The following is a 13,689-nucleotide window of genomic DNA, read 5'->3' as shown; positions in this document are numbered from 1 at the left end:
AATCAAATTTGGGCGCCCGGCCATCTCCAATAGGCGCCAGCCGTTACTGTGATACGCTCTGGAGTTGTCGAACTTCACCATTGCAGTGTCCACGTGTTCCGGCCGCGCAAGGTGGTCCCAGCCACTGCGGGGTCGACGCAGCGGAAGTCTTCGGGCGACTTGGATTGGACGGCATGACGCAAACCTCCGACGCCGTGGTTCTGCCCCGCGCCGCGGGCGTCGTGCTGGTCGCTTTTTTTCTCATTGGCGGGGCGCTGCTGGCGGTCGGCCGAGCGGACTACCCCGACCTCCACACCATCTTGGACACCGGCCTGGCGTTTTTGTCAGGGATCCTGGCGCTGCTGCTGTGGGACATGGGGGTTCAGTCCGCGCGGCCATTCCCAAAGTGGGTCGCCATCGGCTTCACGGCGACGTTGGTGTTGAACCTCGTCCATGTCCTGGTGACGGTCGAGTGGTCCGGACCGCTGGCGGTGATCGCGCAGGCGAAGGGTGTCCTGCGGCCCGCGACCTGGCCGCCGTCCACACACCTGTTGCCGCTCTCAATCGCGGCGGCCCTTTTTCTGCTCCGGCGCGGCGGCGTCGGCCTCGGCGGATACGCCGTGGCGATCGTCGCCCTGGCGGCGGCGTTGTTCGCCGTTTTCCAGCTCGCTCCGACCTACCTGCCGCCCGGGCCGCTGGGGATCACCCGCCCGGCGCTGATTGCGGCGCCTTTGCTCTGGGCGGCGGTCTGTGCGGCGGCCTGGCGGACTCGCTCGGCCGACCCGCTGCTGCGACCGGTCGCATGGATGGCGGCCACCCTGGCGGCGGCCAATATCGTCATGCTCTATTCGAGAGCGCCCCACGACGGGCAGGCGATGGTCGCCCACCTGGGGCGGATCTCGGGCTACCTGGTCCTTTTCCTCACGGTGATGCAGATGGCCTCGCGCGAGACGCGCGAGCGCATCCTTGCGGAAGCCCGGCTCGCCCGGCTGAACGCGGAGCTGGATCAGCGCGTGCTGCAGCGGACAGCCGAACTCGAAGCGGAGATGAAAGCGCGCCGGCAAAGCCAGCAACTGCTCGAAGCTGTGGTCGAGAACAGCCCGGCCGTCATCTACGTCAAGGACCTCGCGGGGCGGTACTTGATGGTCAATCGCCGCTACGCCGACATCTTCCACGTCGACCGCGACGCGATGGTCGGCAGGACGGACCACGACATCTTCCCAAGGGAGATCGCCGAGACCTTCCGAGCGATGGATGCGCGTGTCGCCGCGGCTGATGCGCCGCTCACGGAGGAGGAGGTCGCGCCCCAGGACGACGGGTCCCACGCCTACATCTCGGTGAAGGCTCCCCTCCGGGACGACACCGGCCAAACCTACGGCGTGTTCGGGATCTCGACCGACGTCACCGAACAGAAGCGCGCCCAGGACGCTCTCGCCGCAAGCGAGGAGCGCATGCGCCTCATCGTCGAGACGGCGCTCGACGCGGTGGTCACGATGGACAGCGCGAGCGTGATCACCGACTGGAACCCGCAGGCGGAGCAGGTCTTCGGCTGGACCCGTGATGAGGCCGTGGGCCAGACCGTCGAGGCGACGATCATGCCGGAGCGCTATCGCGAGGCCCACCGGCAGGGACTGGACCGCTACCTCGCCACCGGCGCGACATCCCTCCTCAACAAGCGCATCGAGATCGCCGCGCTGCATCGGGACGGTCATGAGTTCCCGGTCGAGTTCGCGATCACGGAGATCCGCACGGGCGAGGCGGTCACCTTCGCCGGTTTCGTTCGGGACATCACCGAACGCCAGCAGGCGGACGCCAAGCTGCGAACCCAACTCGAACGCTTGGCTCTGCTCGACGAAGTCACCCGCGCGATCGGCGAGCGCCAGGATGTCCAGAGTATCCTCCAGGTCGTGGTCCGCAGCATCGAAGCCCAGCTGCCGGCCGATTTCGCATGCCTGTGCCTCTATGACGGCCTGGACCGGGTGTTGACGGTCGCGGCCGTCGGCGTGGGCAGCCAGCCGCTCGCCCTCGACCTGGCGATGCCCGTGCGGGCGCGGGTCGACATCGACGAGAACGGCCTGTCGCGCTGTGTGCAAGGCCAGTTGGTCTATGAACCGGACATCGCCGATCTGGATTTCCCGTTCCCCAAGCGGCTTGCCGGGGGCGGCCTCCGCTCGCTGGTCGCCGCGCCCCTGCAGATCGAAAGCAAGGTCTTCGGCGTCCTGGTCGTGGCGCGCTTCCAGGCGCAGGGATTCGTGAGCGGCGAGTGCGAGTTTCTGCGACAGCTGAGCGAGCACGCTGCGCTCGCCATACACCAGGCCCAGCTCTACGACGCCCTGCAGCACGCCTACGACGACCTACGCCAGTCGCAGCAGGCGGTGATGCAGCAGGAGCGCCTGCGTGCGCTCGGCCAGATGGCCAGCGGTATCGCCCACGACATCAATAATGCGCTCTCGCCGGTCGCGCTCTACACCGACTCCATGCTCGAGACGGAAACCGGCCTCAGCCCCACCGCCCGCGGAAACCTGCAGGTCATCCAGCGCGCCGTGGAGGACGTGACCCAGACGATCGCGCGAATGCGGGAATTCTACCGTCCGCGCGAACCGCAGCTGGCCCTGACGACGGTGAAGCTCAACGAGCTGATGCAGCAGGTCATGGACCTCACCAAGGCGCGGTGGAGCGACATGGCCATGCAGCGAGGGACGGTCGTTGAAGTACAAACCGAGCTCGCTGCCGATCTGCCCCTGGTCATGGGCGTGGAGAGCGAGATCCGCGAGGCGCTGATCAACCTCGTCCTGAACGCCATCGATGCGGTTCCGAACGGCGGCACGCTGACCCTGCGGACCAAGGTGGCCGCTGCCGGCGGAGGCGCCCGCATTGTCGAGGTCGAGGTGGAGGACGACGGCGTCGGCATGGACGAGGCCACGCGCCTGCAATGCCTGGAGCCCTTCTTCACCACCAAGGGCGAGCGCGGCACCGGCCTGGGGCTGGCGATGGTTTACGGTGTCGTCCAGCGGCACGGCGCCGAGATGGACATCCGCTCCGCGCCCGGGACCGGCACGACCGCTCGCCTGAGCTTCCCGGCGCCGGCCAACATACCAGCCGCGGCGTCCGAGAGCGCGGGCCCGGCGACGCCGCTTCCGCGGCTGCGCCTCTTGCTGGTGGACGACGATCCCGTGCTGCTGAAGGCGCTGGGCGATGCGCTCCAGACCGACGGGCACCTCATCGTCATCGCCAACGACGGCCAAGCCGGGATCGAGGCCTTCCGCGCAGCCCAAGCCCGCGGTGAAGCCTTCGCCGCCGTGATCACCGATCTGGGTATGCCTTATGTCGACGGCCGCAAGGTGGCGGCGGAGATAAAGGCCCTCTCGCCCTCAACCCCGGTGCTGCTGCTGACCGGTTGGGGCCAGGGCCTGATCGCCGAGGCCGATCTCCCTCCGCACGTGGACCAGGTGCTCAGCAAACCGCCCAAACTCGGCGAAATCCGCGAGGCCCTGGCGCGGCACTGTCCGGCCGCGCTGGCGGGTGAGCTCCGAATGGCGGGCGGCGCGTGACGGTGTCCGCTCCGCATCAACCCCGCATCCTCATTGTCGACGACGATCCGGCGATCGTGGCCGCGCTCTGCCAGACGCTGCGTCTCCAAGGGTACGAGGCCGTTGGGCTCACCGATGTGAACGCGGCCCTCGACGCCTTGCAGGCGAGCCCGTTCGAGGTGCTGCTCGCCGATCTCACCATGCCGCGGATGAGCGGCCTCGAGCTGCTGCGCGAAGCGCGTCGGCGTGATCCTGCGATCGTCGGCGTCATCATGACCGGCGAGGGCACGATCGGCACGGCCGTCGAGGCGATGAAGACCGGCGCGCTCGACTATGTCCTCAAACCGTTCAAGGTCGGGGACATTGTGCACGTCCTCGCGCGCGCCTTGACCACGCGACAGCTACGCCTTGAAAACCGGGACCTCCAGGACAGCGTACGCGAACGGACCGCGGCGCTGGAGACCGCCTTGCGGGACCTCGAAGCGCAGACGGCCGAGCGTCTCAAGGCCGAGCAGGCGCTGATGCAAGCCCAGAAGATGGAGGCGATCGGGCGGCTAACCGGCGGGGTCGCACATAACTTCAACAACCTGCTGATGGCCATCGACGGCGCCTTGCACCTGCTCGACAAGAAGCTGGACCCGGACCACGCTGGGCGGAAGTACATCGACGGCGCGCGCCAGGCGACCGAGCGTGGCGCCAAGGTCACCAACCAGCTGCTCGCGTTCTCGCGCACGCAACGGTTCGACCTGCGGCCGATCGACGTCTGTGGAGCGCTTCGGAACGCCGCGCCGATCTTCGCCCAGGCCCTTGGCCCCACCATCTCGTTGAAACTTGACCTGCCGATGGACGGCGCCTGGGCGATGACCGACCCGGACCAGCTCGAACTGGCCGTCATCAACCTCACCATCAATGCGCGAGACGCCATGCCCGATGGCGGCGAGGTGACCCTGGGCGTGGCCCGCGAGGTGGCGACCGGCGACAGCCCGGAGATCATCGCCGTCTGGCTGCGCGACAGCGGCGTGGGGATGTCGGACGAGACGCTCGCACGGGCGCTTGAGCCGTTCTACACCACCAAGGAACGCGGCAAGGGCACTGGCCTCGGCCTCGCCCAGGTCTATGGGTTTGCGAGCCAGTGCGGCGGCGAGGTCGGGATCGAAAGCACTCTTGGCGCCGGCGCAACCATTCGGATCCGGCTGCCGCTGGCGGAACCATCGGCGACCGAATCGCCCGCGATCGACAAGACTGAGCTCAACGGAAGCCCAGAAGGCGCGGCCGGTGTCCGGTTGCTGGTGGTGGACGACGACGACGCTGTGCGCCAGGTCCTGGTCGATGGCCTCCGCCTCCAGGGTTTCCAGGTCTTCGAGGCGGCGGATGGTCCTTCGGGCCTGGTGGCGTTGGCGCGCGAGGCGCCCGACGCCCTGGTGCTCGACTACGCCATGCCGGAGATGAACGGGGCCGAAGTGGCCCGACGCGCGCGCGCCCTACGTCCCGGCCTGCCGGTGGTGTTCTGCAGCGGCTATGCCGATACCCTGGCCCTGGAAGGCGTCGATGACGCCCTGATCGCCCGCAAGCCGATCACTGTGCCGGCCCTCGCGCGCATGGTCTCCGGATTGCTTGCGCCGCGCCCAGGGCCGATCTGACGGTTTCGGATGCAAGCCAAGCGTGCGTAAGTCCCGCGGCGCTGGGAAGGCTGTATCGAACCACGAAGACCTCGACGGAAGCCAATCGGGCGCCAACCCGCCAACCCTGGGTCGGGGCTTCACAACGACCTGTTGCGAAGCCGGCGCCCCTGGAGCGACTTCCCGTTGCGGTAGCTTTCAACCCGGATCGCGCCGAACTAAGGTCGCGCTTCTTGTGATGTTTTCGGCGGAGAATCCAACTTGACCGCAGCCGTCCAGCCCAAGGCCCGCGCGCGCTACGCGGCCAAACGGGACGCGATCATGGCCGCCGCCACCAAGGTCTTCAACGACCACGGGGTCAGCGGTTTCACCCTGGCGGCCGTGGCCAAGCGGATGGACCTGCATCCGGTCAGCCTGACCTACTATTTCAAGCGCAAGGAAGATCTGGCCGCCGCGGTGCTGCACGAGACCATGGCGCGGTTCAACGCCATGCTGGAGCAGGCCGAGGTCCAGACCACGCCCGCCGCGCGCCTGCGCGCCTTCGTCACCGCCTATTACGAGACCCGCCGCCGGGTGGCGCTGGGCCAGGAGATCCCCCTGGCGCCCTTCAGCGAGATCTCCCTGATCGAGGGCGAACAGCACCAGCCGTTGATCGAGGCCTTCACCGGCCTCTATATCCGCATCGGCCGGCTGATGAAGAGCCCCGACATGCCGTGGATCACCCCGGCGCGGCGCCAGGCTCTTTCGCGGCTGGTGGTGTTCCAGCTCACCTGGTCCGACACTTGGCTCGACAGCTATGAACCCGAGGACTATGGCCGGGTCGCCGCCCGCGTCGCCGACGTGATGATTGACGGCCTGGCCGGCGAGGGCCAGGTCTGGCCCGACCTGCCCCTGCTGCCCCTGGGCTCGCCCGTTGCGCAGAACGACGAGGTGACCCGCGACCGCTTCCTGGTGGCGGCCACCAAGCTGATCAACCGCGAGGGCTATCGCGGCGCCTCGGTGGACAAGATCTCGGCCGAGCTGAAGGTCACCAAGGGCTCGTTCTACCACCACAACGCCGACAAGGATGAGCTGGCCGCCGCCTGCTTCGCCCGCACCTTCGAACTGGTCGACGACGCCAAGCGCCGGGCCCTGGCCGTCGGCACGACAGGCTGGGAGCGCCTGTGGCTGGCCACCGTGTCCCTGGCGATGCACCAGGCCTCGGCCGAGGGCGGCCGGATGCTCCGCCACCCCGCCTTGGCCGCCGTGCCCCACGCCATGCGCCGCAGGGTGTTGATCCGCTTCCAGCAGATCGGCCATTCGTTCGCGGGCCTGATCTCCGACGGCGTGGCCGAAGGCTCGGTCCGGGCGGTGGATCCGCTGCTGGCCGCCCAACTCGTGCTCGTGGTGTTCAACGCCTCCTTGGCGCTGGACTGGCGCAACCAGCCCGGCGACGTCACCGGGCTGATGGAGGCCTATGTGCGACCGGCCCTGTTGGGCTTCTTCGTCGAGTAGTCCCTACGCTGCTTCGTCGTACGTGCCGTCCATCACCGAGCGCATCAGGTCCGGATCGGTGAGGATGGGCGGCGGTTCGCCGAACCGTTCCTCCCACAGGCGTGCGACCGCCAGTATTTCTTCGTCGTGGTCCCGTGACATATTTTGGGAAGTCCCCTTCGAGCGACGCCACCGCAGGATGGGGAACCCCCGGCGGGCTCGGGGGTTTCACTCCCTCACAGGTTTTTCTAGGGTTAACAATGACTTAACCATGACGATTGTTCCAAATCGACAATCCGAAAACAAAAAACCCTCCGCCAAGGCGGAGGGTTTTTCCATATTCTTTCTGTCGAATTCGATCAGTCGAAGACGATGACCGACCGGGCCAGCTCGCCCTTCTTCATCTCGGCGAAGCCCTCGTTGACCTGGTCCAGCTTGATACGCTGGGAGACCATCTCGTCCAGCTTCAGCTTGCCCGACATGTAGAAGTCGACCAGCCGGGGCATGTCGACCGGGAAGCGGTTGGAGCCCATCAGCGAGCCCTGGATACGCTTCTCGCCGAGGAAGGCGGCGCCCATCAGAGTGATGGTCTGGCCGACCGGGATCATGCCGATGACGTTGGCGGTGCCGCCCCGGCGCAGCATGTTGAACGCCTGCTCGGCGGTCTTGCTGAGGCCGATGGCCTCGAACGAGTGGTGGACCCCGCCCTTGGTCATCTCGATCACTTCCTTGACCGCGTCGGTCTGGGAGGCGTCGATGAAGTCGGTGGCGCCGAACTCCCGGGCCAGGTTGCCCTTCGAGGCGACCATGTCGATGGCGATGATGCGGCCGGCGCCGGCGATGGCCGCGCCGTTCACCGCCGCCAGGCCGACCCCGCCGAGGCCGATGACCGCCACGGTCTCGCCCGGCCGGACATTGGAGGTGTGGATCGCCGCGCCCACCCCGGTCATCACCGAGCAGCCGATCAGGGCGGCGCGGTCCAGAGGCATGTCCTTGCGGATCGCCACGCAGGCGTGCTCGTGGATCAGCATCTGCTCGGCGAAGGACGACAGGTTCAGGTATTGGATCATCGGGCCGTTGGCCGTCGACAGCCGCGGCTCGTCGTCCGGACCGCGCTTGGTCTCGGGCGAGACGCACAGCGACAGGTGGCCCGTCAGGCAGGATTCGCAGTGGCCGCAATAGGCCGACAGGCAGGTGATGACGTGGTCGCCGACCTTCACCGTGCGAACTTCCGAGCCGATCGCCTCGACCACCCCGGCGCTCTCATGGCCCAGCACCGCCGGCAGCGGATGCGGATAGGAGCCCTCCATGAAGTGCAGGTCGGAATGGCAAAGGCCGGCGGCCTTAGTGCGGATCAGCACCTCGTGCGGGCCGGGCTTGTTGATCTGGACGTCTTCGATCTGAAGCGGCTTGCCCACTTCGCGCAGCACTGCGGCCTTCATGACGGCGTTTCCCCTAACCGGCGCCCCCAGGGGGCTGATTTCTCGAAGTCGCGGTATGGCCGCAGCATTCGCGAGCCAACCTTATCGCTGTTCAGATGGCGCGGGCCAAGAGATTTTCCGTGGCGAAGCCCGGATTCGGCGAAAACGAAAAAGGCCCTGGCGCGAGCCAGGGCCTTGGATTTCGTTCGCTGAATGGAGTCTACTTCGGACCCCAGATGTCGGCCTTGGACGCGCTCGAGACCAGGGCGCCGCCGGAGACCGAGAGGCTGGAGGCCGGAACCGAAACGGTCTTGCCGTTGGCGCTCAGGGTGACCTGGGCCTTGCCGTCCGCCTTCTTGGTGACCTTGGAGATCTTGCCGATTTCCGCGCCGGTCGAGTCGGTGACCGTGGCGCCGGTCTTCAGATCGGCCTCGGTGGCCGAGGTATTGGCGGCCGTGCCGGTATCGGCCTGGGCCGAAGCGCCGACCGAACTCGACGCCGCGCCGGCGGTCGGGTCCGGATTGACCGGCGGCGTGGCGGCCGGCGGCAGGGCGCTCGTCGCCGACGTGGCTCCCGCAGGGGGCGCAACCGCCGGGGCCTGAGCCATGGCCGGGAAGGCGAGCACGGCGAAAGCGGCGCCAGCCAGAAGAAGCTTGGTCGTCATTGAGATGTTCCCTCGGTTACCCCGCCAACCGTGGGCACAACGAGGGGATGCGCCCGGAGGTTCCCTTCAAGCCGGTGCGGCGGTCTGACGCTGCCGCTCCGGGCGGGGCTTGAACCAGCCGAAAGAGGATAGTTTCGGCAGGCCAGGCAGCTTCGGCAGCTTGAGGACGACGGGCTGCGGAATGCAGGCCTCGATATGCTGCAACAGGGTCTCGGTAGGCCCTTCGTTCATGAAATGGGTCGCGCCCGGCACCCGCGCGAAGCGCATGGGGCGCCGAGTGCGGGTCTGCGACACCAACCGTTCGGCGATCTCGATGGGGGCGAAATCGTCCTTGTCCCCGTGAACCACATGAACCGGGACCCGGAGGCGGGCGAGCGCTGCGTGCATGCCGTCCAGCTGGGTCGGCTGGTTGGTCACTTCCATCACCGCGTGGCGGAGATCGCGGGGGATGAACTTCAGCAGGCGCGAGCCGACGTCGAGCAGCCAGCGGGCGGTGGGGCCGGATTCGCCGAAATAGCCTGACAGCAGGACCAGGCCCGCCACCTTGCGCGGGTTCTCGGCCGCCATCAGGGAGGCGATGGCCGCCCCATAGGACTGCCCGACCAGCAGCACCCTCTGGCCGAACCTGGCCTCCAGAAGCGGGGCGAGCGCCCTGGCCTGGATGCGGATGTCGCCGACATATTCCACCGGCTCGGAGCCGGCATAGCCCGGCCGGTCCACCACGATCATCTCCCGGTCCTGCGGCAGGGCGGCCAGGGCCGGCGCCCAGTACTCGGCCCAGGACGGGGCCCCGGTCACCACCACGATCTTCCAGGGCGCGGTCTTCGTCCTCGGGGTGGTGAGGGCCGAGATCTTCCAGCCAAGGCCCGCGCCGGCGTGGAAATGCATGCGGCGCACCACGGTGTCGGGATAGTCGTCGGAGGTTGGAACGTGCTCCGTTCGTCCGGCGGCGGCCGCCTCGATCACGGCCCAGCCCATGGAAAGCACGCCCTTGGGTCTCTTACGCGCCACAGCCGCAACTCCCAGATCCTGCCCTCTAGACGTGGGAGTTGAACGCGGAATCGCAAGCCAGGTTCGCTCCCGGCCAAGATTGTTTCAGGAGAGGGTGGCGATCTGGTTACGCAGTTGGCGTTTCAGCACTTTTCCGGTCGGTCCGATGGGAAGTTCATCGACGATCCGCACCTCGTCCGGGGTCCACCATTTGGCCACGCGTTCGGCGACATGGGCCTTCAACACCTCGGGGTCGACGCTCTGGCCCGGCCGCAGCGTGACCAGCAGCAGCGGGCGCTCGTCCCACTTGGGATGCGGCACCCCGATGGCGGCCGCCAGCGCCACGGCCGGGTGGGACGAGACCGCGTCCTCCAGGTCCAGGGTGGAGATCCACTCCCCGCCCGACTTGATCACGTCCTTGGCGCGGTCGGTGAGCCGCAGATAGCCCTCGGGATCGATGGTGGCGATGTCGCCGGTGTCGAACCAGCCGTCCTCCAGGAACACCTCGGCGCCGTCGTTCTTGTAATAGGCCGAGGAGACCCACGGGCCGCGCACCTGCAGGGCGCCGACGCTGACCCCGTCGCGCGGCTGGACGGTTCCGTCGTCGCCCATGATCCGCAGATCGATCCCGAACATGCCGCGGCCCTGCTTCAGCTTGCGGGCGTAGCCGGCGTCGGCGTCCTCGGCGGCGTGCCGCGGCAGCGGGGTGTTGATCACCCCCATGGGGCTGGTCTCGGTCATCCCCCAGATCTGGCGCACCGTGGCCCCGAGCTGGTCCTCCACACGGCGCATCAGGCTCGCTGTGGGCGCGGAGCCGCCGATGGCGACATTGCGCACGCTGGTGAGCTTCTGGCCGGTCCTGTCCAGGTGATCGAGCACACCGACCCAGATGGTCGGCACCCCCAGCAGGAAGCTCGCCTGCTCGGCCACCGCTAGCTCGCAGACCGACGGCCCGTCCAGGTGGCGTCCGGGCAGGATCAGCTTGGCCCCGACCAGGGGGGCGGCGTAGGGCGTGCACCAGGCGTTGGCGTGGTACATCTGGGCGCAGGGCAGGACCGCGTCGCGGGCCGAGAGATCGAAGGCGTCGGGCGCCACCAGGGCCATGGCGTGCAGCACCGTTGAGCGATGGCCGTAGAGCACGCCCTTGGGATTGCCGGTGGTCCCGGATGTGTAGCAGAGGCCCGAGGCCTGCCGCTCGTCCAGTTCCGGCCAGTCGAAGTCCGGCGAATTGGCTTCGATCAGCTCCTCGTAGACCAGGGTCCCGGCAGGCGCTTCCGCCGGCAGATGTTCGCGGTCGGTCATGGCCACGAAGGTCTTCACCAGCGGCAGCTTGGGCGCCAGCTCGCCCACCAGCTCGCCGAAGCTGATGTCGAACAGCAGGACGCAGTCCTCGGCATGGTTGGCCACCCAGGCCACCTGGTCCGGATGCAGCCGGGGATTGATGGTGTGCAGGATCGCCCCGATCCCGGAGACGGCGTAGTAGAGCTCGAAGTGGCGATAGGTGCTCCAGGCCAGGGTCGCGACCCGGTCGCCGGGCTTCACGCCCAGGGCCGTGAGCGCATTGGCCATGCGCTTGGCGCGGACCAAGGCGTCGGCATAGCTGTAGCGGTGGATCGGCCCCTCGAGCGTACGGGTCACCACCTCGCGGTCGCCATGATAGGTCGCGGCGTATTCCAGGATCGACGGCAGGCTCAGCGCCCGGTCCATCATCAGAGCCAGCATCGGCGACCTTCTCCCTTATCGTTGTTCAGCTGAGGGTAGGACGCGGCGCCGGACCACGCTAGGCGCCGCGGCGAGCACCGGGCGTATCAGCTGACAGGTTGAGTCCGTATCGCGCCAGACGATCGCCCGGACCCAGCCTATGGCTCGCGCATCGCATCGGAGGATAGCAATGAACGAGACCGACAAGCAGGCGTTCGTCGACAGGTTCGCGGCGGCCTGGGCCGCCAAGGACGGCCAGGCGTTTCTCGCGCTCTGGCACGCCGACGGAAAGCTGTACTACCCCTTCGCGAGCCGGGTGATCCGGGGCGGCGAGATCGGCAAGCTCAACGACCTGACCAAGGCCAATGCGCCGGACCTCACCTGGAAGCTCATCGACTGGACCTCGCGCGGCGAGGTGATCGTGATCGAGTGGGAGAGCTCCAACCGGTACGGCGAGCATGTCGTCACCTGGCGCGGCGTCGACAAGCTGACCCTGCGCGACGGCAAGGTGATCGAGGAGATCGTCTATGCCGACACCGCGCCGCTCCAGGCGATGCGGCGGGGCGAGACGTTCGACGCCCTGATCCAGTTCCCGGACTGATCGCCCACGAGAAGCGGCTCACGCGAGCCGCTTCTCGACCGCGGATCAGGCCGCCATCCGGGCCTTGAAGACGCCGTCCGGGAGGTTGGGCGCGCGCGAGGGATGGACGAAGAAGTAGTCCTTCCACGGCACGTCGGGCGCCACCGTGGTGCGCTCCTCGAGCCGGTCGCCGTTCAGCGCGAACATCCGGTAGCCGCGCGAGCGGAACAGATCGACCACCGCATCGGCGGAGCCGCCAAACCGGCTCTCCAGCATGATCGGGTGGATCTCCAGCAGCACGTGGGGCAGGTCGCGGTCGATGACGTGCTCGGCGCCCTTCAGCGCCTTCTGCTCGGCGCCCTCGATGTCCATCCGGATGAAATCGACTCGGGTCACCCGATGCTGCCGGCAATAGTCGTCCAGGGTGACCACGGGGGTCGGCTGGATCTCGACCCCGGTGTCCTCCAGGTCGGGACGAACCTTGCCCTCGGGAGCCGCCTCGGCGACGAAGGCGTAGGCTCGGCCCATGCGGCCGGAGGTCTTCTTCGGCGTCACCAGCAGCAGTTCGCCGGGCATGTCGGAGACCGCGGCGTGGATCGGCGTCACCTGGTCGGCGATCCCGTGCCATTTCAGGCAAAGCTTCAGCACCTCGAAGGTGAAGGCCGAGGGTTCGAAGGCGTAGATGCGCGCGTCGGGGGCGACCTGGGTCATCACATAGGAGTGGCGCCCGTCGCTGGCGCCCACGTGCAGGCAGACCGGCGATCCGGATAGCAGGTCGGCGAGGTAAGGCGTTTCGGGCTCGTGCTTGGCCCACTTAATATTGCGCCGCCAGGCGCGGAAGGCGTGACTCAGCACGCGTATCGAAGGCATGGATACTTCCCCTTGAGGGCGCTCTTTACGCCACGTCGCGGGTGACCGTCATCATGTAGTTGATGTCGCAGTCCGACGAACGGGACCAACGCCCGCCCAGAGGATCATAGGCGACGCCGAACGGACCCTGCACCGCCACCGGTTCCCCTTCCAGGAAGCCGCGCAGCTCCTCGGGCTTGAGGAACTTGTTCCAGTCGTGGGTGCCGGCCGGAACCCAGCGCAGCACGTATTCGGCTCCCACCTTGGCCAGGGCGAAGGCCTTCAACGTGCGGTTCAGCGTGGCCACGATCATCAGGCCGCCCGGCGCCAGCAGCCGCGCGCAGTCGCGCAGGTAGGCGCGTGGATCGGCCACGTGCTCGATCACCTCCATGTTGAGGATCAGGTCGAAGGGGCGTTCGCCGGCGGCCAGCAGGTCCTCGGCGGTGGAGGCGCGGTAGTCGATGGAGAGCCCCTGCTCGTCGGCGTGGGCGGCGGCCGTGCCGATATTGCGCGGCGAGGCGTCGACGCCGGTCACCGCGAAACCCAGCCGGGTCATGGGTTCGCTGAGCAGGCCGCCGCCGCAGCCGATGTCCAGCAGGCGCAGGCCCTCGAAGGGTTTGCGGGCGGCGGCGTCGCGGCCGAAGCGGACCAGGGCCTGTTCGCGGATGAAGGCCAGGCGCACGGGATTGAACCTGTGCAGGGGCGCGAACTTGCCCCGCGGATCCCACCATTCGGCGGCGATGCGGGAGAAACGCTCGACCTCTTCCGGGTCGATGGAGGTGGCGGCGGCGGTCATGGCCGCCCTTTTCCACCCGCGCGGCGCGGCGCGCTAGTCCCCATGCGACGTTGGCCCGATGGCGGGCGACATCTTGCCGGAATGCAG

At 67.9% G+C, this 13,689-nt stretch carries 11 protein-coding genes; 4 read left to right on the top strand and 7 right to left on the bottom strand.

Translation table 11 applies throughout. The features are described 5' to 3' along the window. Positions 1 to 173: 173 nt before the first annotated feature. From V6M51_RS09415 to V6M51_RS09405, 3 genes are all read left to right on the top strand, one after another. Positions 174 to 3,530 carry a hybrid sensor histidine kinase/response regulator gene (locus tag V6M51_RS09415; RefSeq protein WP_332766599.1) on the top strand — a complete coding sequence of 1,119 codons (3,357 nt, stop codon included), beginning with the start codon at positions 174 to 176 and terminating at the stop codon, positions 3,528 to 3,530. After that, the gene (locus tag V6M51_RS09410) at positions 3,527 to 5,149 is read left to right on the top strand and encodes a response regulator (RefSeq protein ID WP_332766597.1); all 1,623 of its coding nucleotides are present in this window, start codon (positions 3,527 to 3,529) and stop codon (positions 5,147 to 5,149) included. The genes V6M51_RS09415 and V6M51_RS09410 overlap by 4 nt, the downstream gene beginning before the upstream one ends. Positions 5,150 to 5,389: 240 nt before the next feature. Then, positions 5,390 to 6,622, top strand: a complete 1,233-nt coding sequence (locus tag V6M51_RS09405; protein ID WP_332766595.1) for a TetR/AcrR family transcriptional regulator — start codon at positions 5,390 to 5,392, stop codon at positions 6,620 to 6,622. A gap of 3 nt (positions 6,623 to 6,625) precedes the next feature. Here V6M51_RS09405 and V6M51_RS09400 read toward each other — a convergent pair whose 3' ends face one another. From V6M51_RS09400 to V6M51_RS09380, 5 genes are all read right to left on the bottom strand, one after another. Beyond that, positions 6,626 to 6,763: a hypothetical protein gene (locus tag V6M51_RS09400; RefSeq protein WP_305673895.1), complete on the bottom strand. Its 138-nt coding sequence runs from the start codon at positions 6,761 to 6,763 to the stop codon at positions 6,626 to 6,628. A gap of 197 nt (positions 6,764 to 6,960) precedes the next feature. Continuing rightward, on the bottom strand, positions 6,961 to 8,043 hold the full coding sequence (locus V6M51_RS09395) for a Zn-dependent alcohol dehydrogenase (protein WP_332766593.1): 1,083 nt from the start codon (positions 8,041 to 8,043) through the stop codon (positions 6,961 to 6,963). Between the two features lie 199 nt (positions 8,044 to 8,242). After that, complete coding sequence (locus tag V6M51_RS09390; protein ID WP_332766591.1) at positions 8,243 to 8,686, bottom strand: hypothetical protein; 444 nt, start codon at positions 8,684 to 8,686, stop codon at positions 8,243 to 8,245. 66 nt (positions 8,687 to 8,752) lie between these two features. After that, the gene (locus V6M51_RS09385) at positions 8,753 to 9,697 is read right to left on the bottom strand and encodes an alpha/beta fold hydrolase (RefSeq protein ID WP_332766590.1); all 945 of its coding nucleotides are present in this window, start codon (positions 9,695 to 9,697) and stop codon (positions 8,753 to 8,755) included. 84 nt (positions 9,698 to 9,781) lie between these two features. Continuing rightward, complete coding sequence (locus V6M51_RS09380; RefSeq protein WP_332766589.1) at positions 9,782 to 11,398, bottom strand: long-chain fatty acid--CoA ligase; 1,617 nt, start codon at positions 11,396 to 11,398, stop codon at positions 9,782 to 9,784. 169 nt (positions 11,399 to 11,567) lie between these two features. On the opposite strand from V6M51_RS09380, the gene V6M51_RS09375 reads away from it, so the two are divergent. After that, the gene (locus tag V6M51_RS09375) at positions 11,568 to 11,978 is read left to right on the top strand and encodes a nuclear transport factor 2 family protein (protein ID WP_332766588.1); all 411 of its coding nucleotides are present in this window, start codon (positions 11,568 to 11,570) and stop codon (positions 11,976 to 11,978) included. Between the two features lie 45 nt (positions 11,979 to 12,023). Here V6M51_RS09375 and V6M51_RS09370 read toward each other — a convergent pair whose 3' ends face one another. Next, positions 12,024 to 12,827, bottom strand: coding sequence for an FkbM family methyltransferase (locus V6M51_RS09370; protein WP_332766586.1), 804 nt, complete (start codon positions 12,825 to 12,827; stop codon positions 12,024 to 12,026). 25 nt (positions 12,828 to 12,852) lie between these two features. Next, the gene (gene ubiG / locus V6M51_RS09365) at positions 12,853 to 13,602 is read right to left on the bottom strand and encodes a bifunctional 2-polyprenyl-6-hydroxyphenol methylase/3-demethylubiquinol 3-O-methyltransferase UbiG (protein WP_332766584.1); all 750 of its coding nucleotides are present in this window, start codon (positions 13,600 to 13,602) and stop codon (positions 12,853 to 12,855) included. Between the last annotated feature and the right edge of the window lie 87 nt (positions 13,603 to 13,689).

The sequence above is a fragment of the Phenylobacterium sp. genome (assembly GCF_036677185.1).
Classification (GTDB): Bacteria; Pseudomonadota; Alphaproteobacteria; order Caulobacterales; family Caulobacteraceae; genus Phenylobacterium.
This window is presented reverse-complemented; position numbering and strand designations above follow the sequence as displayed.

Excerpts from the sequence above, each read along its gene's own strand:
- V6M51_RS09390 (WP_332766591.1), bottom strand. The coding sequence starts at position 8,686 with ATGACGACCAAGCTTCTTCTGGCTGGCGCCGCTTTCGCCGTGCTCGCC.
- V6M51_RS09370 (WP_332766586.1), bottom strand. The coding sequence starts at position 12,827 with ATGCCTTCGATACGCGTGCTGAGTCACGCCTTCCGCGCCTGGCGGCGC.
- V6M51_RS09415 (WP_332766599.1), top strand. The coding sequence starts at position 174 with ATGACGCAAACCTCCGACGCCGTGGTTCTGCCCCGCGCCGCGGGCGTC.
- ubiG (WP_332766584.1), bottom strand. The coding sequence starts at position 13,602 with ATGACCGCCGCCGCCACCTCCATCGACCCGGAAGAGGTCGAGCGTTTC.
- V6M51_RS09395 (WP_332766593.1), bottom strand. The coding sequence starts at position 8,043 with ATGAAGGCCGCAGTGCTGCGCGAAGTGGGCAAGCCGCTTCAGATCGAA.
- V6M51_RS09400 (WP_305673895.1), bottom strand. The coding sequence starts at position 6,763 with ATGTCACGGGACCACGACGAAGAAATACTGGCGGTCGCACGCCTGTGG.
- V6M51_RS09380 (WP_332766589.1), bottom strand. The coding sequence starts at position 11,398 with ATGCTGGCTCTGATGATGGACCGGGCGCTGAGCCTGCCGTCGATCCTG.
- V6M51_RS09375 (WP_332766588.1), top strand. The coding sequence starts at position 11,568 with ATGAACGAGACCGACAAGCAGGCGTTCGTCGACAGGTTCGCGGCGGCC.